The sequence below is a fragment of the Streptomyces sp. NPDC003691 genome (assembly GCF_053981115.1).
Genome location: NZ_JBSFNQ010000062.1, coordinates 1 through 23619 on the forward strand (window position 1 = coordinate 1; position 23619 = coordinate 23619).

The 23619-nt window shown below is 72.1% G+C and carries 20 protein-coding genes, 1 tRNA gene and 1 pseudogene; 8 read left to right on the forward strand and 14 right to left on the reverse strand.

Translation table 11 applies throughout. From position 1 onward, the window contains the following. Window positions 1-48: 48 nt before the first annotated feature. The 7 genes and pseudogenes from ACWDR0_RS25115 to galU form a co-directional block, all read right to left on the reverse strand. Window positions 49-122, reverse strand: a tRNA-Ala gene (locus ACWDR0_RS25115). A gap of 61 nt (window positions 123-183) precedes the next feature. Beyond that, window positions 184-1302, reverse strand: a complete 1119-nt coding sequence (gene sepX, locus ACWDR0_RS25120) for a divisome protein SepX/GlpR (RefSeq protein ID WP_456354018.1) — start codon at window positions 1300-1302, stop codon at window positions 184-186. Window positions 1303-1443: 141 nt separating this feature from the next. Further along, window positions 1444-2052 carry a GNAT family N-acetyltransferase gene (locus ACWDR0_RS25125; protein ID WP_456354019.1) on the reverse strand — a complete coding sequence of 203 codons (609 nt, stop codon included), beginning with the start codon at window positions 2050-2052 and terminating at the stop codon, window positions 1444-1446. A 206-nt stretch (window positions 2053-2258) separates the two neighbouring features. Further along, window positions 2259-2789: pseudogene (locus tag ACWDR0_RS25130) on the reverse strand (MogA/MoaB family molybdenum cofactor biosynthesis protein); the annotation flags it as partial. After that, window positions 2786-3268, reverse strand: a complete 483-nt coding sequence (moaC, locus tag ACWDR0_RS25135) for a cyclic pyranopterin monophosphate synthase MoaC (RefSeq protein WP_456354020.1) — start codon at window positions 3266-3268, stop codon at window positions 2786-2788. The gene moaC and the pseudogene ACWDR0_RS25130, both read right to left, overlap by 4 nt. Before the next feature lie 102 nt (window positions 3269-3370). After that, window positions 3371-4723 carry a molybdotransferase-like divisome protein Glp gene (gene glp / locus ACWDR0_RS25140; protein ID WP_456354049.1) on the reverse strand — a complete coding sequence of 451 codons (1353 nt, stop codon included), beginning with the start codon at window positions 4721-4723 and terminating at the stop codon, window positions 3371-3373. Window positions 4724-4728: 5 nt separating this feature from the next. Further along, on the reverse strand, window positions 4729-5640 hold the full coding sequence (gene galU / locus ACWDR0_RS25145) for a UTP--glucose-1-phosphate uridylyltransferase GalU (RefSeq protein WP_456354021.1): 912 nt from the start codon (window positions 5638-5640) through the stop codon (window positions 4729-4731). Between the two features lie 319 nt (window positions 5641-5959). Between galU and ACWDR0_RS25150 the strand changes: the two genes are divergently transcribed. Further along, on the forward strand, window positions 5960-6595 hold the full coding sequence (locus tag ACWDR0_RS25150) for a 5-formyltetrahydrofolate cyclo-ligase (RefSeq protein WP_456354050.1): 636 nt from the start codon (window positions 5960-5962) through the stop codon (window positions 6593-6595). Between the two features lie 184 nt (window positions 6596-6779). Here the strand turns inward: ACWDR0_RS25150 and ACWDR0_RS25155 are convergent, their stop codons facing one another. Further along, window positions 6780-9686, reverse strand: coding sequence for a penicillin acylase family protein (locus ACWDR0_RS25155; RefSeq protein WP_456354022.1), 2907 nt, complete (start codon window positions 9684-9686; stop codon window positions 6780-6782). A gap of 255 nt (window positions 9687-9941) precedes the next feature. Here ACWDR0_RS25155 and ACWDR0_RS25160 point away from each other — a divergent pair, with 255 nt between their 5' ends. From ACWDR0_RS25160 to mscL, 6 genes are all read left to right on the forward strand, one after another. Further along, the gene (locus ACWDR0_RS25160; protein WP_456354051.1) at window positions 9942-11429 is read left to right on the forward strand and encodes a potassium/proton antiporter; all 1488 of its coding nucleotides are present in this window, start codon (window positions 9942-9944) and stop codon (window positions 11427-11429) included. A gap of 570 nt (window positions 11430-11999) precedes the next feature. Continuing rightward, window positions 12000-13292, forward strand: coding sequence for an MFS transporter (locus tag ACWDR0_RS25165; RefSeq protein ID WP_456354052.1), 1293 nt, complete (start codon window positions 12000-12002; stop codon window positions 13290-13292). Window positions 13293-13360: 68 nt separating this feature from the next. Further along, window positions 13361-13735, forward strand: a complete 375-nt coding sequence (locus tag ACWDR0_RS25170) for an FmdB family zinc ribbon protein (RefSeq protein WP_456354023.1) — start codon at window positions 13361-13363, stop codon at window positions 13733-13735. A gap of 148 nt (window positions 13736-13883) precedes the next feature. Continuing rightward, on the forward strand, window positions 13884-14723 hold the full coding sequence (locus ACWDR0_RS25175) for an S-methyl-5'-thioadenosine phosphorylase (protein ID WP_456354024.1): 840 nt from the start codon (window positions 13884-13886) through the stop codon (window positions 14721-14723). A gap of 614 nt (window positions 14724-15337) precedes the next feature. Beyond that, window positions 15338-15682 (forward strand): RcpC/CpaB family pilus assembly protein, encoded by a 345-nt coding sequence (locus ACWDR0_RS25180; RefSeq protein WP_456354025.1) that lies wholly within the window; start codon window positions 15338-15340, stop codon window positions 15680-15682. Window positions 15683-15829: 147 nt separating this feature from the next. Beyond that, window positions 15830-16321: a large conductance mechanosensitive channel protein MscL gene (gene mscL / locus ACWDR0_RS25185; RefSeq protein WP_456354026.1), complete on the forward strand. Its 492-nt coding sequence runs from the start codon at window positions 15830-15832 to the stop codon at window positions 16319-16321. Window positions 16322-16403: 82 nt separating this feature from the next. On the opposite strand, the gene ACWDR0_RS25190 is transcribed toward mscL, so the two are convergent. The 6 genes from ACWDR0_RS25190 to ACWDR0_RS25215 form a co-directional block, all read right to left on the reverse strand. Then, entirely contained in the window at window positions 16404-16610 is a 207-nt protein-coding gene (locus tag ACWDR0_RS25190; protein ID WP_456354027.1) for a hypothetical protein, read from the reverse strand. Between the two features lie 31 nt (window positions 16611-16641). Beyond that, window positions 16642-16950 (reverse strand): hypothetical protein, encoded by a 309-nt coding sequence (locus ACWDR0_RS25195; protein WP_456354053.1) that lies wholly within the window; start codon window positions 16948-16950, stop codon window positions 16642-16644. 233 nt (window positions 16951-17183) lie between these two features. Beyond that, window positions 17184-17948: a QcrA and Rieske domain-containing protein gene (locus ACWDR0_RS25200; protein ID WP_456354028.1), complete on the reverse strand. Its 765-nt coding sequence runs from the start codon at window positions 17946-17948 to the stop codon at window positions 17184-17186. A gap of 42 nt (window positions 17949-17990) precedes the next feature. Then, entirely contained in the window at window positions 17991-18605 is a 615-nt protein-coding gene (locus ACWDR0_RS25205; protein ID WP_456354029.1) for a 4Fe-4S dicluster domain-containing protein, read from the reverse strand. 8 nt (window positions 18606-18613) lie between these two features. Next, window positions 18614-20941, reverse strand: a complete 2328-nt coding sequence (locus ACWDR0_RS25210; protein ID WP_456354030.1) for a molybdopterin oxidoreductase family protein — start codon at window positions 20939-20941, stop codon at window positions 18614-18616. Then, on the reverse strand, window positions 20938-22119 hold the full coding sequence (locus ACWDR0_RS25215) for an MFS transporter (protein ID WP_456354031.1): 1182 nt from the start codon (window positions 22117-22119) through the stop codon (window positions 20938-20940). The genes ACWDR0_RS25210 and ACWDR0_RS25215 overlap by 4 nt, the downstream gene beginning before the upstream one ends. A gap of 344 nt (window positions 22120-22463) precedes the next feature. Between ACWDR0_RS25215 and ACWDR0_RS25220 the strand changes: the two genes are divergently transcribed. Beyond that, window positions 22464-23618 carry a low temperature requirement protein A gene (locus ACWDR0_RS25220; RefSeq protein WP_456354054.1) on the forward strand — a complete coding sequence of 385 codons (1155 nt, stop codon included), beginning with the start codon at window positions 22464-22466 and terminating at the stop codon, window positions 23616-23618. Window position 23619: the final 1 nt, after the last annotated feature.

A 23619-nucleotide genomic window follows, 5' to 3' on the forward strand; every position in this document is an offset into this window, starting at 1 on the left:
GCCAAAGAGCCCCTGGCGGGAATCCCCGCCAGGGGCTCTGAGCTGCTGTGGACCTGAGGGGATTCGAACCCCTGACCCCCTCGATGCGAACGAGGTGCGCTACCGGACTGCGCCACAGGCCCTTGCAACGAGTGAAACCTTAGCACCCCGATCGGAGTGCTTGGAAATCCGTTCCTTCGCAGGTCACTCGTTGGCCGCGCGCGGGCGGTCGTCGTCCGCGTACTGGTCGAAGAGCGGGGTGCGGCCCCGTTCGCGGGGGGTGCGGCGGGGCGGGGGCTGGGGGGCCGTGGCCGGGGGTGGGGTGGGGTCGGCCGGGGAGGAGCGGGCCGAGCTCCAGGTCTCCGGGTCGTTCATGTCGATGCCACTGGTGGCGCGCGGGGCGACCGGGGCGGTGACATAGGTGGGGAGGGGGACGGGGACCGGGTCCCAGCTTCCGCCGGAGGCCGGGCCGCGGTCGCGCTGCTGGTCGACCCATTCGGCGTGATCGGTCTGCTCGACGAGGGCGCGGCGGCCGGCCTCCTGGGGGGAGACCGGGGCGGGCTCGGGCTCGGGGCGGGGCTCCGGGGCGGCCGGCTCCGGGTGGGGGTCGGCGGCCGCGGGGGGCTGGTGGCGGTGGTGGCGGGTCTCGCGCAGGCGCTGGGCCGCGGCCTCCGCCCGGCGGCGGTCCATGACCACCACGAAGCGCCGCCGCTCCTGGGCGCGGAGATAGGCGATGTACGCGCTGAGCGTCACCGCGGGCGCCGCGGGCGCCCACAGGAAGCCGAGGCCGCCGACCGCGGCCACGACGGAGCCGGCCGTGAAGGCGAGGAAGAGCAGCACCGTGGTCCGCCGGCGGCGGGCCAGCACCTTGCTGCGGCGGGCGCGTTCGGCGGCGGCCCGGCTGGGGCGCGGCCGCGGGCGGCGGCCCGGGCGCCGGGCGGCCGGGGGTGCAGACCCGTCGGAAGCGGGTTCCGGGGCCGCGGGCCGCGGGGCCGGGCGGGGCGCCTGTGCCACGAGGTCGGGGGCCTGGGCCCGGACCTCGGTGCGGGGCGCGGCGAAGGCCCGGACGTCCACGGTGCTCAAATGCTCCGTGACCGCGTCCGGGTCGACGTCGGAATCGGGCTGCTCCGGGTGGCGGTCCAGCAGCTCCTTGGCGTACCGGCGCTCCATCGCCCCGCGTCCGGACAGCAGCCGGATGGCGGTGGAGAAGCGTTCCGTCGGACGTGCTTCGTTCAGCTCGTCCTGCCTGCGGAGCCACATCGGCACCAGGTAGGCGGCCCAGGCCCCGACGATGACTGCGTAGATGAGGCCGCTGCTGCTCACGGTCACACCGTAGAGGGATTCTCGCAAGGACATCCGCCAATTGGGCCGGTGTGTCGCTCGATCCCGCTGATATGACGGACTTTTTTTGTGATTGTTCGGATCATCACATGGCCAAGGGGGGAGGGAATTCGAACATGCATTTTATTTGTGAGGTGTCTCGGGGCGGGAGCGCCGGTGCCAGCGGGGCAGCAGGCCCTCCGGGACCTCCTCCGCGGTCAGCGCGAACACCAGATGGTCCCGCCACGCACCGTCGATGTGGAGATAGCGGGGACGGAGTCCCTCCTCGCGGAATCCGAGTTTCTCCACCACCCGGCGGCTGGGGCCGTTCTCGGGCCGAATGCACACCTCCATACGGTGCAGCCCGACCGTGCGGAAACAGTGGTCCGTGACCAGGGCGACGGCCGTCGGCATCACGCCCCGGCCCGCGACCTCCCGGTCCACCCAGTACCCCACATGCCCCGAGCACATGGACCCCCAGGTGATCCCGGCGACCGTCAACTGGCCCACCAGCCGCCCCTGGAACTCGATGACGAACGGCAGCATCCGGCCCGCGTTCGCCTCGGCACGCAGATGGCGCACCATCTGGCGGTACGTCGGACGCTGCGCGGGGGGCGCGCCGGGCGCGGGGGGCGGGATGGTGGCTTCCCAGGGGCGCAGCCAGTCACGGTTGCGCCGGTTGACCTCGCGCCAGACCCGCTGGTCGCGCAGCCTTATCGGGCGGAGGACCACATCGCCGTCCGCCAGGACCACCGGCCAGGGCGCGTTCAGCTCGTACTCCCTGAGGGTCTGGTGCCGTCCCGGTGGGCCGCGGCGGGGTGCGGGTCCGGCGCGGGGTTCGGGTGCGGCGCGGGGTGCGGGTGCGGGTGCGAGTGCGGAGCCCGGGCCGTCGCGGGGGCCGCCGTGGGACTCGGGGCCGGGTCCGTCGCGGGGTCCCGTACGGGCTCCGGTCCGGGCCCGTGGTCGGCGCCGCGCAGCTGGTCGACCGCGTGCGGCAGCACCCGCTCCAGCACGGCCAGCCCGTCCCGTACGCCACCGGGTGAACCGGGGAGGTTCACCATCAGCGTACGGCCGGCGACGCCCGCCAGGCCGCGGGAGAGGACCGCGGTCGGGACCTTCGCGGCGCCGTATGCGCGGATCGCCTCCGGGATGCCGGGGATCTCGTAGTCGAGGACGGCCCTGGTCTGCTCGGGGGTGCGGTCGGTGGGCGAAAGACCGGTGCCGCCGGTGGTGAGGATCACCTCGTAGCCCGCGGCGACCCCGTCGCGCAGCGCCCGGCCCACCGGGTCGCCGTCGGGGACGACCAGGGGCCCGTCGACGGTGAAGCCGAGTGCGGCCAGGCCCGCCGCCAGCAGCGGGCCGCCGCGGTCCTCGTAGATCCCGGCCGAGGCCCGGTTGGAGGCAGTGATCACCAGGGCCCGGCCGCGACCGCCCCCGGCCGCCCCGGAGTCCGCCCGGCCGGGAACGGGGGCCTCGCCGCCCCGGCTCACGGCCGGCTCCAGTCGCCGGACCTGCCGCCCGTCTTCTCCTCCACCCGTACGTCGGTGACGACCGCCGCCTTGTCGACCGCCTTGACCATGTCGACGACGGTCAGCGCCGCCACCGTCACCGCGGTCAGGGCCTCCATCTCTACGCCGGTACGGTCCGTGGTCCGGACGGTCGCGGCGATCTCGACGGCGTCGTCGGCGACCGTGAGGTCGACCTTCACCCCGGAGAGCGCGAGCGGATGGCAGAGCGGGATCAGCTCCGGGGTCTTCTTGGCGCCCATGATGCCCGCGATCCGGGCGGTGGCCAGCGCGTCGCCCTTGGGCATGCCCTCGCCGCGCAGCATTCCGACCACCCGGGGCGAGACCAGCACCCGGCCGGAGGCGCGTGCCGTCCGCGTGGTGACGTCCTTCGCCGAGACGTCGACCATGCGGGCCGCCCCCGCCTCGTCGATATGCGTGAGTCCGCCTGCTTCTGTACTCATTCGCTGTTCGCCGCTCCCGGTCCGGGCTGGGGGTGTCGGTGGGTGTGGTCACGGCCCGTACGGGCCCGTGTGCGCAGCCACCGTACCGCCAGAGGCGGCAGGTCAGCCCAGGAGGACCACCTCCACGTCCGCGCCGGGCCCGACGGTCGTGTCGGCCTCCGGCACCACGATCAGACAGTCCGCGTGGGCGAGCGCGGCCACCAGATGGGAGCTGGCGCCGCCGACCGGGGACACCGCACCGGCATCGGGGTCGTACGTCCCCCGGAGGAACTGTCTGCGGCCCTCCGGCGAGCGCAGCGGGGCATCGGCCTTGAGCCGGGCCCTGACCCGGGGCCGGTGCACCTCGGGCATGCCCATCAGGGTCCGGATCGCGGGCCGGACGAACAGCTCGAAGGAGACGTACGACGACACCGGGTTGCCGGGCAGGGCGAGCAGCGGGGTGTGGTCGGGGCCGATGGTGCCGAAGCCCTGCGGTTTGCCCGGCTGCATGGCGAGCGTACGGAAGTCGACCCCGCTGCCGGAGGGGGCGTCGCTCTCCCCGGCGCCCTCCGGCCCGCCGACCGCCGACTCGCCGGCCGCCGCCTCTCCGGCGTCCGAGAGCGCCTCTTTCACCACGTCGTACGCCCCCACGCTGACCCCGCCGGTGGTGACCACGAGATCGGCGCGGACGAGCTGGTCCTCAATGGTGGCGCGCAGGATCCCGGCGTCGTCGGTGACCGCGCCGACCCGGTAGGCGATGGCTCCGGCGTCGCGCGCGGCGGCCGCCAGGGCAAAGCTGTTGGAGTCGTAGATCCGGCCCTCGCCGAGCGCCTCTCCGGGCTGCACCAGCTCGCTGCCGGTGGAGAGCACCACCACCCGCGGCCGGGGCCGCACCCGCACCGCACCGCGGCCGATCGCGGCCAGCAGCCCGATCTGGGGCGGCCCGAGGACCGTGCCCCGGGCGAGGGCGAGGTCGCCCGCACCCACGTCGCTGCCGCGCTCGCGGACATGCGCGCCCGCCGCGACCGGCCGGTGGACGCGGACCTCGCCGCCCGCCGCCCCGGGCTCGGAGGCGGCCGGGAGCATGGTCGTCGCCGCGCCGCCGCCGGTGCCGCCGTCGGTCCATTCGACGGGGACGACGGCCTCGGCACCCGGCGGCAGCGGCGCGCCCGTCATGATCCGCGCGGCCTCGCCGGGGCCGACGGCCGGGAGATCCGCGCCGCCCGCCGCGATATCGCCCACCACCGTGAGCACGGCCGGGAACTCCTCCGTGGCGCCCTGGACGTCGGCCACCCGGACCGCGTATCCGTCCATGGAGCTGTTGTCGAAGGGGGGCAGGGCAACGGGGACGGTGACGTCCTCGACGAGGACGCAGCCCTGGGCGTCGGCCAGGTGCAGCTCGATCGGGTCGAGCGGGCGGATCGCCGCGAGAATGTCCTCAAGGTGGTCGTCCACCGACCAGATCGTGCTGCTCAACGCGCTCAATTCGGCTGCATCTCCTCGGTCACATAGCCCCGGAGCCAGTGCCGGAACTCCGGTCCCAGGTCATCACGTTCGCACGCGAGTCTGACAATCGCCCGCAGATAGTCCCCACGGTCGCCGGTGTCGTACCGCCGCCCCTTGAAGATCACCCCGTGCACCGGGCCGCCGATCTTCTCGTCACCGGCCAGTTTCTGGAGGGCGTCGGTCAGCTGGATCTCGTTGCCGCGGCCCGGTTCGGTCTCCCGGAGTATCGCGAAGACCGCCGGGTCGAGGACGTAGCGGCCGATGATCGCGAGATTGCTGGGCGCCTCGGCGGGCTCGGGCTTCTCGACGAGCTGGGTGACGCGGACGACATCGGTTTCGGGGGTCGTCTCGACGGCGGCGCAGCCGTACTGGTGGATCTGGGCGGGGTCGACCTCCATCAGGGCGATGACACTGCCGCCCTCGCGCTCCTGGATTTCCACCATGCGCGCGAGCAGCGGGTCGCGGGGGTCGATCAGGTCGTCGCCGAGGAGGACGGCGAACGGCTGGTCACCGACGTGGGGCTCGGCGCACAGCACCGCGTGGCCGAGGCCGCGCGGGTTGCCCTGCCGGACGTAGTGCATGGTGGCGAGGTCGCTCGACTCCTGAACGGTCTTCAACCGGTGCTCGTCGCCCTTGCGGGTGAGCGCCTCCTCCAGCTCGTAGTTCCGGTCGAAGTGGTCCTCCAGCGGGCGCTTGTTCCGCCCTGTGATCATGAGTACGTCGGAGAGCCCGGCGGCGACGGCCTCCTCGACCACGTACTGGATCGCCGGTTTGTCGACGACAGGCAGCATCTCCTTGGGAGTGGCTTTGGTGGCCGGGAGGAAGCGCGTACCGAGGCCGGCGGCGGGAATGACCGCCTTGCTGATCCTGGAGTTCGACTCAGTCATGCCCGGCACAATATCCGGTGCATATGCGGGGAAGATCAGGCTCCGTTTGAGTTCCCGCTGGTAAAAGCGCATACGAGGGGTTTGTGAGCGGCGAATGAGACAGGAACGTTCCGGTGGAGTGTCCGAAAACGGAGCGGCCGCGGGCGATGCTTCCGGGGCCCGGACGGAGAGGGTCCGGAACGCCCGGGACACCGGGGGAACCAGGGGTCCAGGAGGCGTGAGAGAAGCCGGGGACAGCGGTGACACCGGAGGAAGCGGAACCGCCGGGAGCGGTGGCGAGGGCGGGGGCGGCGGCGAGGGCGGTGGCGGGGCCGGTGACATCACGGCGGACACCACGGCAGACACCGCGGCGGACACCGCGGCGGACACCGCGGACGGGAAGCGGGCCCTCCGGCGCCGTCTGCTCGACACCCGCGGCCGTCTCTCACCCGAGGACACCGGGGCCGCCGCCCGCGCCCTGACCCGGCACGCCCTGGAGCTGCCCGAACTCACCGGCGCCGGGACCGTGGCCGCGTATGTCTCCGTGGGGCGCGAACCCGGCACCCGCGCGCTGCTCGACGCGCTGCGCACCCGGGGCGTACGCGTCCTGCTGCCCGTGCTCCTCCCCGACAACGACCTCGACTGGGGCGTGTACGAGGGCGCGGACCGGCTGGTGCGCGCCGGGCGCGGGCTGCTGGAGCCGGACGGGCCCCGGCTCGGGTCCGGTGCCGTACGGGAGGCGGACGCCGTACTGCTGCCCGGGCTGGCCGTGGACGGGCGCGGGATGCGGCTGGGGCGGGGAGGCGGTTCGTACGACCGGGTCCTGGCCCGGCTCGCGACCGTCCCCGTACCGCCGCCGCTGGTGGTGCTGCTGTACGCGCACGAGGTGGTGGAGCGGGTGCCGGAGGAGGCGCACGACCGGCCCGTGCACGCCGTCGTCACCCCGGACGGGCTGCGGCGCTTCACCGCGGGCTGAGCGGTAGCGGGCGGCCGAGGCGGGCCGGGCAGGGGCGGGGCGCCCGGGGCGGAAACGGCGCGGGGCGTGGGCGGGGGAACGGCCTGGGGCGGAAACGGCGCGGGGCCCCGGCCGTGGATCCGGCCGGGGCCCGCGCTGCGTACTCGGATGGTGCTTCCGGTGCGCTCCTGGTGTGCGTCCGGTGTCAGGAGCCCGGGGACTCCGACGGGGTGAGGGTCAGGGTGTCGACCGTGTTCTCCTCCACCGCTTCCTTGCTGAAGGACCAGTCCAGCAGTTCACCCTTGGCCCATTTGTCCGTCTGGTCGGTGTAGTGCGCGCTGTACGCGTGCCCCGACGCGCCGGTCAGGTTGATCCAGCGCGACTTGTCCCAGTCGCCGACGTTGACCACCATCCGCATGGACGGCACCCAGACGACGTTGTATCCGGTGGCCGCGTTCCAGCCGGTGGCGTTCACCGTCGCCTCGCCGCCGCCGAGGTTCCACGGGCCGCGGTTGAGCAGGTGCTGGAGCAGTCCGGGGCCCTCGGTGCCGAGGGTCTGGTTCTTCAGCGTGAGCTGGTGCAGCCTGCCCCAGTTCCAGGTGTCGATGTCCTTGCCCAGCTTGGCCGTCAGCTCCCAGCGGGCGTCCTCCATGGCCCGGGCGAACAGCTCGTCGCGGGTCTTGGTGGCCGCGTCCGTACGGCTGGCCGGCGACTGCCACCAGACGTTGTCCTGGTCCTCGAAGATGCCGCGGACCACCTCGAACCAGCGGTCGCCGCCGTCCGGCTGCGCCGAGTCGCCGTCCCGCTCACCGCATTCGATGACCGGCAGGATCTTATCGTCGGGACCGGCCGCGTCCGCCGGGCGCACGCTCAGGCAGTCGCCCTCGGCCCGCAGCTCCTTCGGCAGCTTGTTACCGAAGGCGAGCTTGAGGATATTGCGCCACACCGCGTTGAAGTACGCGGCGGCGGCGGAGTCCGGCTCCTGGCTGTAGTCCCAGCCCTCCAGCAGCTTCTGCGCCTCGCGGACGTTGGGGTCCTTGATGTCGATCTTGAGCAGGGTGGGGTTCAGCAGGGTGGCGATCTCGCTGCGGTTGTCCATCTGCATGGTCCGCATGTCCTCGGTGGAGATCTTTCCACCGTCTTCGATCTTCTTCTCGATCAGATCGTTGATGCGCTGGCTGCGGGCGCCGTAGCCCCAGTCCTTGGTGAGCATGTGCCGGTACGAATCGTCGATGACGGCCTGGTTGGCGGTGACGATATAGCCGCGCTCCGGGTCTTCCTCGTACGGCATCTCGTCGAACGGGATCGGGTTGTTCTTCCAGCCGTACGAGGGGTCCCAGCCGGGCGCCGGGCGGGTGCCGTCGCCCTTGGTGCGGATCGGGACCCGGCCGGGAGCCTGGTAGCCGATCTTGCCGGTCTTGTCCGCGTAGATCAGGTTCTGGGACGGCACCTCGAACTTACTGGCCGCTTCGCGGAAGGACTTGAAGTCCTTGGCACGGTTCAGGTCGAAGACGGCGTCCATGGACCTGCCGGGTTCGAGTGCCGTCCACTGGAGGGAGACTCCGTAGCCGGTGGCACGGTCCGGAGCGGAGTTGTCGACCGGCGCCTTCACGCCGACGTTCTCCAGCTCGTCGGAGCGGTCGGAGATCAGCGGGCCGCGCTTGGTCTCCCGGACCGTGATCGTCCGGTCCTTGCCGCCCGCGACCTTGATGACCTCCTTGCGGATGGTCAGCTTCACCTCGCGGTTCCGCTTGGCGTCGGCGAGGTAGCTGTCGCCGGAGACCTTCTCCAGATAGAGGTCGGTGACATCGGCGCCCAGGTTGGTCAGGCCCCAGGCGATGTCCTGGTTGTGTCCGATGATCACACCGGGCATTCCGGCGAAGGTGAAGCCCGCGGTGTCGAAGTTGCAGCTCGCGGAGACGGTCCGGCAGTGGAGCCCCATCTGGTACCAGACGGAGGGCAGCTGCGGAGACAGGTGCGGATCGTTGGCGAGCAGCGGCTTCCCGGTGGTGGTGTAGCGGCCGGAGACGACCCAGGAGTTCGAGCCGATACCGTCGCCGTTGGGGCCGAGCAGGGCGGGAATGCCGTCGAGGGTCTCGGCGACCCCGGCGAGCTGGGCGTTCACGCCCTCGACTGCGTCGGAGGCGTCGGTACCGCCGGTGAAGCCTTCACCGGCGCTACTGCTGCCGGAGACGCCGGAGCCGTCGGCCGTACCGGAGCCGCCTTCGGAACCGGAGTCGGCGCTGCCGCCGTTGCTCCCGTTGCCGCTGTTGTCGTTGCCGAGGTCCGAACCGCTGCCGCCGTCACCATCGCCGTCACCGCGGTTCTCCGAGGGGTCGGCCTTCGGGTCGAAGGCGCCCTCGGACTCGTCGACGGCACCGTTGCGCACGATCGGCTTGTTCCTGCTGTACGGATAGTCCGGATACAGCTGGTCGATCTGCGTACCGGACAGCCGGGAGGTCATCAGCGCGCGGTCGATCTCGTCCTGCATGTTCCCGCGCAGGTCCCAGGCCATCGCCTTGAGCCAGGCCACCGAGTCGACCGGCGTCCAGGGCTCGGGCTTGTAGTCGTTACTGAAGGCGAGGGCCGCGTACTCGACGGAGAGCTCCTTGCCCTCCTTGCCCTTCAGGTAGGCGTTGACGCCCTCGGAGTACGCCTCCAGATAGGCCTTCGTCTTCGGCGTGAGCTTGGTGTCGTACTCCTGCTGCGCGACCTTGCGCCAGCCCAGCGTCCGGAGGAAGGCATCCGTCTTGACCTGCCCGGAGCCGAACATCTCGGAGAGCCTGCCCGCCGTCATATGGCGGCGTACGTCCATCTCCCAGAAGCGGTCCTGGGCCTGGACGAAGCCCTGGGCGCGGAAGAGGTCCTCGTCGCTGTCCGCGTAGATCTGCGGGACGCCGTAGTCGTCGCGCTTGACCTCGACCCGGCCCTTGAGGCCCGGGACGCTGATCTCGCCGGTGGTCTGGGGGAAGGAGGCGCGGACTGCGTCGACGCCCCAGTAGCCGCCGTAGCCGACGCCGCCGAGCAGCGCCAGCACCAGGACGATCACGAACAAACGGCCGCGTCGCCCCTTCTTCTTCTTGGGGGAAGAGGCCGTTGTGTTGGAGGGCATCGCTGTCCTTCGAGGCGCAAGCTGGTCCTGGAGTGCTGAAGCAACCATAGGCGCAGCGGCTCTCCGCCCCCGACGCGGTATCCGGCTGCACCCGACCGGAGCGCCACCTTGCGCCCCATTCACGGCAGTTGGCGAAGGGCAACATCGATGTGGCCTCAGGCGTCAAGAAAACGTTAAAGATTAGGTAAGGTAACGAAGTGTCGCCGCCCGGAATCACCGTCCGGCACGTAGAGGCGCGAGGGGAAGGATCGGCCACTGACTGTTCACGACCTCAACGAGCTCCTGTTCAGCAGCGCTCTTGTCCTGCTGATCGCCGTCGCCGCGGTGCGTATCTCGTCCCGCAGCGGCCTCCCCAGCCTGCTGCTGTATCTGGGCATCGGGGTGGCCATCGGCCAGGACGGCATCTTCAACGTCACGTTCAACAACGCCGAACTGACACAGGTGATCGGATATGCCGCACTTGTGGTGATTCTTGCCGAAGGTGGCCTGGGCACCAAATGGCAAGAGATCAAACCCGCGTTGCCCGCCGCGGTCGCCCTGTCGACCGCCGGTGTCGCGGTGAGCGTGGGCATCACGGCCACGGCGGCGCACTATCTCGTCGGTCTGGAGTGGCGCCAGGCCCTGATCATCGGAGCGGTCGTCTCGTCGACGGACGCGGCCGCGGTCTTCTCCGTACTGCGGAAGGTACCGCTGCCGTCCCGGGTCACCGGTGTGCTGGAGGCCGAGTCCGGCTTCAACGACGCCCCCGTTGTGATCCTGGTGGTGGCCTTCTCCACGGCGGGCCCGGTCGACGACTGGTACGTCCTGGTCGGGAAGATAGCGCTGGAGCTGTCGATCGGCGCGGCCATCGGACTGGCGGTCGGCTTCCTCGGCGCCTTCGGGCTGCGGCATGTGGCGCTGCCGGCGTCCGGTCTCTACCCGATCGCCGTGATGGCCATCGCGGTGATCGCGTACGCCGCCGGGGCGATGGCCCACGGCAGCGGCTTCCTCGCCGTCTATCTGGCCGCCGTCGTCCTCGGGAACTCCAAGCTGCCGCACGCTCCGGCCAGCCGCGGTTTCGCCGAGGGGCTGGGCTGGATCGCACAGATCGGGATGTTCGTCCTGCTGGGGCTGCTGGTCACCCCGCACGAGCTGGGCGACGACCTGGTGCCCGCGCTGCTCATCGGGCTGGTGCTGACGATGGTGGCCCGGCCGGTGTCGGTGTTCGTCAGCCTCGTGCCGTTCCGGATCCCGAAACGGGAGCAGGTGCTGCTCTCCTGGGCCGGCCTGCGCGGAGCCGTACCGATCATCCTGGCGACCATCCCGATGGTGTCGGGGGTCGCCGACAGCACCCGGATCTTCAACATCGTCTTCGTCCTGGTCGTCGTCTACACCCTGATCCAGGGGCCGACGCTGCCCTGGCTGGCGAAGGCGCTGAAGCTGGGCCCGGGAGCACCCTCCGACCTGGGCATCGAGTCGGCGCCGCTGGAGCGGCTGCGCGGGCATCTGCTGTCCGTCGCCATTCCGGACGAGTCGAAGATGCACGGCGTGGAGGTCGCGGAGCTGCGGCTGCCCGCGGGAGCGGCGGTGACGCTGGTCGTCCGGGACAACAAGAGCTTCGTACCGCTGCCGACGACCGTGCTGCGGCGCGGGGACGAACTGCTGGTGGTGGCGACGGACCCGGTACGGGACGCGGCGGAACGGCGGCTGCGGGCCGTGGCGCAGGGCGGCAAGCTGGCGGGCTGGCTGGGGACGGCGCGGTAGGGGGCTCCGGGGGGCCGGAGTCCCGGGGTCCGGGGTTCCGGTCACGGCGCGGCTCCCGTGCCGGGGTCTCGTGGGGGCGGCACCCGGGGCCCCTGGTGAGGGGCTCCGGGGCCGGGCCGGTGGCCGGTGCGGGGCGGTTCCGGTTGCGGACGGGCCGGAGCCGGGCCATCAGCTCGGCCTCGGCGCGGCGGACGGTCGCACCGTCGGAGCCGTACGACTACGGAACGTGGCGTTCCGGGTGGTCAACGGGACAAGGCGCTAGCATGAGGGCAATCTGATCGACCACCTCTGCCTGACGCAGAGCTGGCGCGACCGTATGGCGGCCGCGGAGTCTCGGACGTCCCCTCTGTGGACCGGACCCCGGTATCTACCGCAGTCCCGCGCGAGTGGACAGCTCTCGGCGACCCCCTGAGACGGCTCATACGGCCCGTGGGGCCGCTACCAGGCGGCAGAAAGGCACGGACCGTGGACTCCGCGGTCACCGACCCGGGGGGCTCCTCCGCCTCCCCGAAGGGCGCTCCCGCCGGGGGCTCCCGCCCCGAGGGCGGGGAGCGTCCCGGGTACGGGCAGCTGCTCCGTACCCCCGGCGCCTGGACCTTCCTCCTCCCCGGCTTCGCCGCCCGGCAGCCGTTCGCGATGCTGACCATCGGCATCATCCTGCTGGTCCAGCACACCACCGGTTCGTACGGCAGCGCCGGTGCGGTCGCCGCGGCGGCCGGTGTCTCGATGGCACTGTTCGCGCCGCAGAGCGGCAGGCTCGCCGACCGCTACGGGCAGCGGGCCGTACTGCTGCCCGGGGTCGTGGTGCACGCCGCGTCCGTATCGGCGCTGATAGCGCTGGCGCTGACCGGCGCCCCGCTGTGGGCGCTGTTCGTCGCAGCGGTCCCGACGGGTGCCTCCGTACCGCAGATCGGGCCCATGGTGCGGGCCCGGTGGGCCGCCAAACTCGACGGGTCGCCGCTGATGCCGACGGCGGCGGCCTTCGAATCGGTGACGGACGAGTTCACCTTCGTCGTCGGTCCGGTGCTGGCGACCGCGCTGTGCACCGGAGTGCACCCGGCGGCCGGTCTGATCGCGGAGGGGGTGCTGACCCTGGTCGGCGGTCTCCTGTTCGCCGCCCAGCACCGTACGCAGCCCCCCGTACTGCGGCGCGACGGCGCCACGGGCCCCGGGGGCCCCGGCGGCCCCGGCGGAGCACGTACGTCCGCGCTCTCCGTACCCGGTGTACGGGTGCTGATCGTGGCGTTCCTCGGTATCGGCGCCGTCTTCGGCGGGATGCAGGTCTCCCTGACGGCGTTCACCGAGGAGATCGGCAACCCGGGCGTGAACGGCGTGCTCTACGGGATCTTCGCGGCCGGCAACATGCTGGCCGGAATCGCCTGCGGGGTCGTCGCCGCGAAGAACGGGCCGCTGCGGCGGATGGTCTTCGGATACGTGGGCCTGACCCTGAGCGTCTCCATGCTCTGGTCACTGGACTCCGTGATCCTGCTCGGCGCCCTGGGCCTGCTGGTCGGACTCTTTATCGCACCGGCCCTGATCAGCGGCTACACCCTGGTCGAATCCCTGGTTCCGGCCACCGCCCGGACCGAGGCGTTCACCTGGCTGACCGGGGCCGTGGCCCTCGGCCAGGCGGCCGCGGTGACCTCCGCGGGACAGCTGGCGGACGCGCACGGCGCGAGTGCCGGATTCCTGGTCCCGCTGGTGGGCACCGTACTGGCCCTGACCACGCTGCTGGCACTGCGCAACCGGCTGGCAGCCGGGGACGGCGGGCCCGGAGGACCCGGCGCGGGGCGGATAGCGGCCCGTGGAACGGCCCGCGGGACCAGTGGTGAGGATCACCGCTCGCGGGTGCCGGTGGACTGAAGCGTTGGAATAGGTCACTATAGACCGTCGTTAGCACTCATTGAGTGAGAGTGCCAGGAGGAAGACAAGTGCCGACCTACCAGTACCAGTGCACCGAATGCGGCGAGGGCCTCGAGGCGGTGCAGAAGTTCACCGACGACGCCCTGACCGTATGCCCGAGCTGCGACGGACGCCTGAAGAAGGTGTTCTCCGCGGTCGGCATCGTCTTCAAGGGTTCCGGTTTCTACCGGAACGACAGCCGTGGCGCGTCGTCCAGCTCGTCCCCGGCCGGTTCGTCGAAGGGCTCCGGCTCGGACAAGTCGTCGGCGCCCGGTTCCGCCTCGGACTCCTCCGGCTCCTCCTCGTCGTCGTCCGGGTCGTCCTCGGCCTCCGCGGCTTCGTCGTCTTCGTCCTCGTCGGGGTCTTCTTCCCCGGCGTCGAAGGCAAGCACCTCGGCCGCCTGAATTCCTGCCGCCTGAAATCTCTGCCGGGACCCCGTCCGTCTGATGCGGACGGGGTCTTCGGCATGTCCGGCACCTGCGGCGGCGGAGCCGGACGGGTGGCGGATTCGCGGGGGTTCCGGCCGGTCGGCGCCTCGATAGTGTGATCGGTATGGCGAACACCTATGCAGAGATCGGCGTGATCGGCGGCTCGGGGCTCTACTCCTTCCTGGAGGATGTCACCGAGGTCACCGTGGACACGCCGTACGGCAGCCCGAGCGACTCACTCTTCCTGGGCGAGGTGGGCGGCCGGACGGTCGCCTTCCTCCCCCGGCACGGCCGTGACCACCGCGTTCCGCCGCACCGGATCAACTACCGCGCCAATCTGTGGGCCCTGCGTTCCGTGGGCGTACGCCAGGTGCTGTCGCCCTGCGCGGTGGGCGGGCTGCGCCCGGAGTACGGGCCGGGAACGCTCGTCGTACCCGATCAGCTCGTGGACCGTACGAAGTCGCGGGCCGAGACCTACTTCGACGGTGTGCCGCGGCCGGACGGCGCGGTACCGAACGTGGTGCACACCACCTTCGCCGATCCGTACTGCCCGGCGGGGCGTGCCGTGGCGATGAAAGCGGCGCGCGGGCGGGACTGGGAGCCGGTCGACGGCGGCGCGCTGGTCGTCATCGAAGGGCCGCGGTTCTCGACCCGGGCGGAGTCGCGGTGGTTCGCGTCCTCGGGGTGGTCGGTCGTGGGGATGACGGGTCACCCGGAGGCGGTTCTCGCCCGTGAGCTGGCGCTCTGCTACACGGCGCTGGCGCTGGTCACGGATCTGGACGCGGGTGCGGAGACCGGTGAGGGCGTTTCGCACACCGAGGTGATGCGGGTCTTCGGCGAGAACGTCGGACGTCTGCGGGAGGTGCTCTTCGACGCCGTGGCGGCGCTGCCGACGGTCGTGGAGCGGGAGTGCCTCTGTGCGGACGCGCACGACGGCTGGAACCTGGGGATCGAGCTGCCCTGACACCGGTGGCATCCGGGACGCCAGAGGTATCAGGGGTACCAGGGGGGCACCCGGGGACACCGGAGGGTGAGGGCGTTGTCCACAACCGGGCGCTTGTCCACAGGCTCCGGCGGGATCGTGGCGGGAGGGGGATCGTGAGGGCACACGGCCGATGACGGCCGGGACCGGTCTTCGACGACAGGTGGTGCCCGACGATGTCCGCTCTCTCTTCTCCTTCCTCTTCTTCCTCTGCTGCTTCCTCCGCTGCTTCCTCCGCTTCTTCTTCCGGTGCTTCTTCTGCTGCTGCTTCGTCGTTCTTCTCCGATGCTTCTGCTGCTCCCCCGCAGCCGGGGGGCTCGTTCCTTCCGCCGCCGTCGGTGCCGGGTCCCCGGGCCGTGCCGGATTTCCCGCCGCTGCGGGTCGGGGGCGGGGCGCACCGGCTGAGGCGGGTGCTCAGGCGGCGCCGGGGGGTGCTGGCGGCCGGGCTGGCCATGGTCGCCGCCGCCGCGGCCGCGTCGGGGGTCCGGGGCGCCGGGGATCAGGAGGGCGGTCCGCCGTCCGCGGGGGCCGCGGCGCGCGGGGGTCCGGGCCCTTCGGGGCCGGCCGGCCCGGCGGTGCGGATGGTGTCGGCTCCGGTGCGGATCGCCGACGCGGAGACGGTGCGGCTGCTGCGCCCCGGCGACCGGGTCGATGTGATCGCGACGCCCGGGCCTCCGCCGGGAGCCGGGGCGGGACCGGGCCTGCGGGCCGGGGACGGATCGGGGCGGAACGGCGGGTCCGAAGAGGACGGGTCCGAAGACGGCGCGGCCCGGGTGGTGGTGGCCGGGGTGCGGGTGACCGCGGTACCGGAGCCGCCGGGGGTGGAGGAGCGGCCGGAGGACGGCGGCGGGGCACTGGTGGTGCTCTCCGTGCCACGCGCCTCGGCCGCCGAACTGGCGGGTGCGGCGGCCACCTCCCGGCTGGCGGTGACGGTGTGCTGACCGGGCCGGGGCAGGTGGGCGCGGTTCGCACAGGCGTACCTCCGTTGCGCCTCCCGGTCACACAGAATTGGACAGTACGACCACTGTTTGCCGTAGGTTGCGGAGCGCTTGGCTCCGAAACCCGCGTTCGCAACGAAAGGCTCAGTGGTGACCGAGAAGAACGTCAGCCTCCTGGAGGGCTTCAAGGCCTTCCTGATGCGTGGCAATGTGATCGACCTGGCGGTGGCCGTCGTCATCGGCGCGGCCTTCACCCAAGTGGTGAACTCCGTCGTGAAGGGTGTTATCAACCCGCTGGTCGGCGCTTTCGGCACCAAGGACCTCGACGCCTACAGCTCCTGCCTCAAGGGCACCTGCAAGGTGGTCAACGGCGAGGTGCAGGGCATCCAGATCCTCTGGGGTTCGGTGCTCGGCGCGATCCTCAGCTTCCTGATCACGGCCGGGGTCGTCTACTTCCTCCTGGTGCTGCCGATGGCCAAGTACCTGGCCCGCAAGGCGGCCAGGGACGCGGCGAAGGAAGGCACGAAGGAGGTCGTCGAGCTGTCGGAGCTGGAGGTCCTCAAGGAGATCCGCGACACGCTGATCGCCCAGTCCCGGGGCAACGGGACCGCCGGTCAGTCGTCGGGGCGGCCGCTGAACTAGGCTCCCGCTTTTTGCGGGTCCTGCGGGGCCGCCTTCCGGCTCGGCTGTCGGGCCGGCCCCGAAGCCGGCTCCCGGCCGCGGGTCAGAAGTGGTGGGGCGGCTTCTCGTCGAGGAAGCGCGCGAGGTCGTCGGCGCTGCCGCCGCCCGGCGAAGGCCGCTCGCCCCACCCGCGGTCCGTATCGTCCGAGGACTGCTCGTCCAGCGGATCGTCGAAGACCAGGGCCGGCTTGGGTGTGCTGTGCCGGGGGTTCTCCGCGTCTCGCGGGCCGGGGGCGGGGGCGGTGCTCATGCCTCCAGGGTACGGCGGGCGGCGGCGGGATTCAGCGGTCGTCCGGTCCGAGCGCCCACAGGCCGAGGACGACGAGGAACGACAGCCCGAGGAAGGCCGCCCCCCACCAGGCCGTTCCGGTGCGGCCGGCCATCCAGGCGTCGACGACCACGGTGAGGCCCCACAACTGTCCGGTCACGGCGGTCAGGACGAGCACCAGCCGGGCGGTCAGCCCGGCGGCCCGGCCGGGGTTCTGCTCCCCGCCGGCCCCGGGCCCCGGGCCGGTGTGCCGGATGCGGGGATCCGTCCAGCCGCTGGTCGGCCGGATCTGTGGATATCTCCCGGGTACGGGCCGGTTCAGCCGGGGCTCGGCGCTCCCCGGCCGGTACGGGGGCGGAGGCGGCGGCTCCGGGGCGCAGGCGGCGGGCCCCTGCGCGGTGGCGGCAGGGTGATCCGGAAGGCTGGCCCCCGGCTCATGCGCGGGCGCGTACTCGGGCTCGGGCTCGGCCCCAGGCTCATGCACGGGCCGGTGCTCGGGCGCGGACCCGGGCTCATGCTCGGGCGCGGGCTCGGGGGGCGGTGGTCCGGAGGTGGTCATACACGATCCTTGGGGAGTTCCGCGCCGGGGCAGCCGATCTCCACGGCCCGCTCGGGCGCGATATCGGCGAACTGCCGGCACCAGGCGTCCTTGTCGCTCTCGCCCGAGCGTGTGGTGGCCAGCGCCCAGATGCTGCCGTCGAGGTCCTCGGTGACGATGACACGGGGCAGCGGGCGGGGCGGCGGCCCGGCCGTGACCGCTCCGGTACGGATGTCGAAGACCCCTTCGTGGCAGGGGCAGAGCAGTTCTCCCTCCTGTCCCCGGTCGGCCCGGAAGAGCACGGCACAGGCGAGGTGCGTACAGACTGCCGAGTAGCCGACCAGGGTGCCGTCCGCGAGGCGGACGGCGACGGCACGGTCGTCGTCTCCGGGGTAGGTGAAGGCGAGGGACTCGCCGGGGGCGAGCGCGTCCGCGATCTTCCGGGGCTCCGGTACTCCTTCGACGTCGTTGTGGCGGTGGAGGATCCCGGCGGCGACCCCGATGCCCCCGAGAGCCAGCCCGCCGGAGACGGTGGTGACGATCCGGAGATAGTCGCGGCGGGTGGTGAGCGCGTCGGCGGCGATCCGGTCGTGCAGGGCCTCCCGCGCCCCGTCCGGACCTCCGGCGGAATGACCTCCGGGGCCGTCCCCCGCAGGGCCCTGCCCCGGAGGCGGGCCCGCGCCGCGGCCGGGCGGCCGGCCGCCGTTCCCGGGCGGCGGACCGGACGGCGGACCGTCGCCGGGCCCCGGGGGTCCGGCGGGCGGGGGCGCGGTCAGGCTCATCGGGCAGTCGCCTTCCGTCTCATCGGAGAGTCGTCTTCCGTCTCATCGAGGGGGCGCCTTCCGTACGTCGACTCCATTGACCTCGACGACGGGCAGGCCGCCCGGGAGGGGCCTGCCCGGCCGGTCAGCGGGGACGACGGTGGCCACCCCGGTCCGTACCGTCGTCCCGCCGAAGTCGAAGGTGTCGGCGACCTCGACACCGGGCCGTTCGGCGCGCAGTTCGTCGAGGGTGCCGTAGAACAGGGCGCCGGTGGGGCAGACCGTGGCGCACATGGGGGCGAGCCCGGCGGAGGTGCGGTCGTAGCAGAGGTCGCATTTCATCTGGAGCTTCGCCGCCAGGTCGATCTTCGGTACGCCGAAGGGGCAGGCGTTGACGCAGTGGGCGCAGCCGATGCAGCGGGAGGTGTCGGCCTGCTGGACGACACCGTCGGCGGTGACCAGGATCGCGTCGGCCGGACACACCTCGGCGCAGGGGGCGACGGGGTCCTCGCAGTGCATGCAGACCGTGGGAAGGGAGGCGACGGAATGGCCCTCGTCCGGGTAGTCGAGGTGGATCATCGAGCGGCCGCGGTGCGAATCGCACTCGCGGCAGGCGGAGACACAGGCCTGGCAGCCGATGCAGCGGCCCGGGTCGATGAAGATCGTTCTGCCCATCATGGCGGGCGTCAGCTCCTCTCCGCGGTCCCCCGGCCCTGGGGTGCCGTGGGCGGCAGGGGGTCGGTACGGGCGGCCGCGGCCTCCGGCGGGTACCCGGTGCGGCCGGACGGGGTGGGCGGTACGGGGACCTCGTCGAAGTGGTCGGCCCGTTCGATACGGCAGGCGCAGACCTTGTACTCGGGAATCTTCGAGCGGGGGTCGAGCGCGGCGTTCGTCAGGGTGTTGGCCGCGGTGGGGATCGGCCAGTGGTACGGGACGAAGACGGTGTCGGGCCGGATTGCCTCGGTGACCAGGGCCGGGAGGACCGTGGCGCCGCGGCGGGTGACGACGCGGACGGGGTCGCCGTTGCGGAAGCCGTGCGCGGGGTGCAGTTCCGCCCAGGGGCGCGGGGTCTGCTCGACGAGGGCGCCGAGCCGGCGGGTCTGGTTGCCGGAGAGGAAGTGGGCGACGGTCCGGCCGGTGGTGAGCGACAGGGGGTACTCGTCGCTGTACGGGTCGGCCGGGGGGCGCCACTCCACCCGCTGGAGATGGATCAGACCGTCGGGGTGGTACGTCCTGCCGTCCTCGAAGAGCCGGGGGGTGCCCGGATGCTCGGTGGTGGGGCAGGGCCAGGCGATGCCGCCGGTCTCCTCCAGACGTTCGTAGGTGATGCCGTAGTAGTCGTTGACGGTCCCGGCGGAGGCGCGCCGGAGTTCGTCGAAGACATCGCGGGATCCGGTGAAGGGGAACTTGTCCCCGGCACCCAGCAGATGGGCGAGACGGCACATCACCCAGGTGTCGGTACGGACCCCGGGTGGCGGTTCCTGGGCCTTGTTGTGTTTGACGACCCGGGCTTCGGCGTTGGCCATCACGCCCTCGTCCTCGGCCCAGGTGGTCACTGGGAGGACGACATGCGCATTGGCGGCGGTCTCGGAGAGGAAGAAGTCGCATTGGACATGGAAGTCGAGAGTGTCGTAGGCCGCGGTGACGGCCGGCAGGTCCGGCAGGGAGACCAGGGGGTTGTTGCAGATGCCGAGCAGACCGCGGATCTCGCCGCGCCGCATCTGGTGGACCATCTCCACCATGGAGGTTCCGGCGGGCGGAAGCCGGGCTTCGTCGATGCCCCAGAACCGGCTGATCTGGCGGCGGTGCTCCGGATCGTTGATGGAACGGCCACCGGGCAGCAGGTCGGACTTCTGGCCGTGTTCCCGGCCGCCCTGGCCGTTGCCCTGGCCGGTGAGGGTGCCGTATCCGGCGCCGGGCCGTCCGATGTTCCCGGTGGCGGCGCAGAGGTTGATGACGGCGAGACAGTTGTCCACGCCCTGGGTGTGGTGCTCGATGCCGCGGGCGTGCCAGGCCATGGCCTTGTCCGCGGTGCCGAAGACCCGGGCGACCTCCGTGACCTGCTCCGCGGGCACACCGCAGATGTCGGCGGCCCGCCGGGGCGGGCAGTCGGCGGCCGCGGCCCGGACCTCGTCCCAGCCGGTGGTGTGCGCGGCGAGGAACGCCTCGTCGGCGAGGCCCTCCTCGACGACGGTGTGCAGGACGGCGTTGAAGAAGGCCGCGTCCGTGCCGGGCCGCAGGGCGACGTGGATATCGGCGGTGCGGGCCACTGCGGTCTCGCGGGGGTCGACGACGACGAGCTTCGCGCCCCGGTCCCGGGCGCCCCAGACGTACTGGGTCAGTACGGGGAAGCATTCGCCGATGTTGGATCCGGCGATCAGGAGGCAGTCGGTGAGGAGGATGTCGGAGAAGGGGTTGCCGGCCCGGTCGATGCCGAAGGCCAGTTTGTTGGCGCCCGCGGCGGACACCATGCAGAGGCGGCCGTTGTAGTCGACGTGCCGGGTGCCCAGGGCGACCCGGGCGAACTTGCCGACGAGGTAGGTCTTCTCGGTGAAGAGGCTGGCGCCGCCGAGCATCCCGAAGGCGTCTTTCCCGTACCGTTCCTGGATTCCGCGGATCCCGGCCGCGGTGACGGAGAGCGCTTCGTCCCAGGACACCTCGCGGAACGGTTCGTCGCGGGAGCCGCGGACCAGGGGCGCGGTGAGCCGGTCGGGGTGGTTGATCTGCTGGTACGCGTTGATGCCCTTGGGGCAGAGCCGCATCCGGTTGATGTCGTGGTTGCGGGGCTCGACCCCGAAGACCTTGCCCGCGGCGTCGACCCGCAGATACATGCCGCACTGCACTCCGCAGAAGCAGCAGTGGGTGGGGACGAGGGTTTCGCCGTCCCGGCCGCCCCGGAGGCTTCCGGCGGGAAGCTCTCCGGCGTCGCGGAAGGCGGTGGCGCCGGGCGGGGCGATCGCCGGGTCCAGTGGCAGGCGGCCGTCCGTGGCGGGTGGGCGGCGAGCGGTCGTCACTGGAAGCCCTTCTTGACGTCGGTGAGGTATGCGGAGCCCCGCAGGACGCGTTTGCAGCGGGGGCAGTACTCGGCCCAGTCGCCGAAGTCGAGATCCAGATCCCGCAGGGTGCCGCGCACGGTCTCGATGGAAGGGGTGGTGTCGACGGGTTCGGAGCAGCGGCGGCAGACGAGGATCTCCGCGTCCTGCCGGGCGGTGTACTTGACCAGTTGCATACCGACGGCGGCCGGCCGCTGGACGATGTGGAAGAACTTCCCGAAGGGGATGTACACCAGCGTCAGCACCACCGCGGCCATATGGAGGACGGCGAGGAACTGGTACCCGCCGCCGTCGAGGAAGAGCGACGAGAAGGTGAGGAGGAGACCCGTCACGGCGATCACGATCAGGGCGATCAGCGGCACGAGGTCGTAGCCGAACCGCTGTCCGGCGACGGCGCCCCGGCCCCTGGTGCGGCGCCACAGGAAGTAGGAGGCGCCCGCGATGACCAGGACGGCGGCCAGGTCGAGGCCGTGGAACATGATCCAGCCGACGGCGCTCAGGGCGTTGAAGCCGAGGACTTTGAATCCCCAGATCCGCATCTCGTAACCGGGTCCGGAACCGGTCGCCGAGGTGAAGGTGAACCAGCCCCAGGTCAGGGGGAAGGTGATCAGGGCGGCGAGTACACAGCCCCAGAAGATCGACTGGTGCGCGATCCAGCGGGCCCGGGAGCGGGCGCCCAGGAACTTCTGGAAGCCGAGAGTGGTGGCGATCATCCGGGGCACCGCGGTGGGTGCCCGGCGGAGGTTCGCGGCCGAGAAGAAGGCGCGCCACCCCTGGTGGAAGAGACGGCGGGCGCCGGGAGAGGAGATCCAGACGGTATAGCGGTAGGTCACGCCGAAGGCGAGGAAGACGGTGGCGACGGCATAGGGCAGGAGTGCCGAGTCGAAGTCGCGCAGCATCCGGCTGCCCAGCACGATCGCCAGCACGAGCAGTCCGGAGACGGCCGCCCCGGCTGCGACGGCCCGCACCGCCACGTCCGTCCGCGGCCCGGCAGCACCGGCACCGGCACCGGCACCGGCAGAAGGGGAGGGGGACGGGGAGAGGGAAGGGGCGGTGGAGGGGAGGGGCGGGGCGGGGGGAGGGGAGGGGGGAGCCCCCCGGGGATGCGGGTCGCCGGGGGGTGGCGGCGGGGCGGTCACGCCGCCACCGTAGGCAGCGCGCGCCGGATGCGCCTTCTGTGGCCGTGGCCCGTCAGGCGGTGGGGTGACGGCTTAGGCCAGTCGGCCCGGGGCCCCGGTAGGGAGCGGGCCGGGTGAGGGAAGGGCCTCGTATGACGATGCCCCCTGCCGGTGACGGGACCGGTGCCGGAGATCGCTCCGGAGACGGTGCGGAAGGCGGTGCGGAAGACCGGGGCGCGGCCGGAGCGGGCGCCTCCGCCGGAAGCGGGGGTGCGGACGGGCCCGGCGGCGGGTACCTCCGGGCCGGGGAGGGGGCAGGAGGTCCGGGCCGCCCGGTGGTGCACGGAGTGGCGCCCTGGCGGCGGATGCTCCCCCGCCGCAAGGACGAGGCGCACCGCGCGGCGACCCCGCTGGAGCTGTTCTTCGACCTCTGTTTCGTCGTCGCGGTGGCCCAGGCGGGTGTCCAGCTCGTGCACGCGGTCGCCGAGGGGCATATCGCGCAGGGCGTGGCCGGGTACGGCTTCGTCTTCTTCGGCGTGTGGTGGGCGTGGATGAACTTCACCTGGTTCGCGTCCGCCTACGACTGCGACGACGTGCCGTACCGGATCGCGACGCTGGTGCAGATCGCCGGGGTGCTGGTGTACGCGGCGGGGGTCCCGCGGGCGTTCGGCGAGGACGACTGGAGCATCGCGGTCGCCGGGTATCTGATCATGCGGCTGGCGCTGACCACGCAGTGGCTGCGGGCCGCGGCTTCGGAGACGGGCGAGGCACGGCGTACGGCACTGCGGTACGCCGGGGGGATCGTGGTCTGTCAGCTGGCGTGGGTGGCCCTGCTGTTCGCGCCGGACGGGTCGAAGCGGTGGCTGTTCCTGGCGGTGATCGCGGCCGAGCTGGCGGTGCCGCTGTTCGCGGAGCACCGGCACCGTACGCCGTGGCATCCGCATCACATCGCGGAGCGGTACGGGCTGTTCACGCTGATCGTGCTCGGGGAGACGATGTCGGCGAGCACCATCGCGGTGCAGTCGGCGCTCGACGAGCACAAGGCGGTGGCCGAGCTGCTGCCGCTGGCGGCCGGGGGGCTGCTGATCATTTTCTCGGCCTGGTGGATCTACTTCGCGGTGCCGGAACACGAGCATCTGACGTCCAACCGGCGGGCGCTGCCCTGGGGGTACGGGCATGTGCTGGTGTTCGGTTCGGCCGCGGCGATCGGTGCGGGTATGGAGGTTGCCGTGGAGCACGCGGTGGGGCAGGCGCATATTTCGGTGGTCGCGGCCGCGGCGGCCGTCACCGTTCCGACGGCGGTCTTCCTGCTGACGGTGTGGCTGCTGCATTCGCGGCACTTCAAGCGGGGTGCGGCGCAGCAGTCGGTGATTCCGCTGGCGGCGGGGGCGGTGCTGGCCTGTACGTTCGCCGGGGACTGGGCGGTTCCGGCGGCGGGTCTGGTGGCGGCGGGGGCGGTCGCGGCCGGGGTGGTGCTGGCGGAGCGGGCCCGGCGCGGGCCGGCGCCACGGCCCGCGTGAT

Bases quoted from the DNA above. Each gene is read 5' to 3' on its own strand.
- moaC (WP_456354020.1), bottom strand. From the start codon at position 3,268: ATGAGTACAGAAGCAGGCGGACTCACGCATATCGACGAGGCGGGGGCG.
- galU (WP_456354021.1), bottom strand. From the start codon at position 5,640: ATGACTGAGTCGAACTCCAGGATCAGCAAGGCGGTCATTCCCGCCGCC.
- ACWDR0_RS25155 (WP_456354022.1), bottom strand. From the start codon at position 9,686: ATGCCCTCCAACACAACGGCCTCTTCCCCCAAGAAGAAGAAGGGGCGA.
- ACWDR0_RS25175 (WP_456354024.1), top strand. From the start codon at position 13,884: ATGGCGAACACCTATGCAGAGATCGGCGTGATCGGCGGCTCGGGGCTC.
- ACWDR0_RS25190 (WP_456354027.1), bottom strand. From the start codon at position 16,610: ATGAGCACCGCCCCCGCCCCCGGCCCGCGAGACGCGGAGAACCCCCGG.
- ACWDR0_RS25200 (WP_456354028.1), bottom strand. From the start codon at position 17,948: ATGAGCCTGACCGCGCCCCCGCCCGCCGGACCCCCGGGGCCCGGCGAC.
- ACWDR0_RS25205 (WP_456354029.1), bottom strand. From the start codon at position 18,605: ATGATGGGCAGAACGATCTTCATCGACCCGGGCCGCTGCATCGGCTGC.
- ACWDR0_RS25220 (WP_456354054.1), top strand. From the start codon at position 22,464: ATGCTCCCCCGCCGCAAGGACGAGGCGCACCGCGCGGCGACCCCGCTG.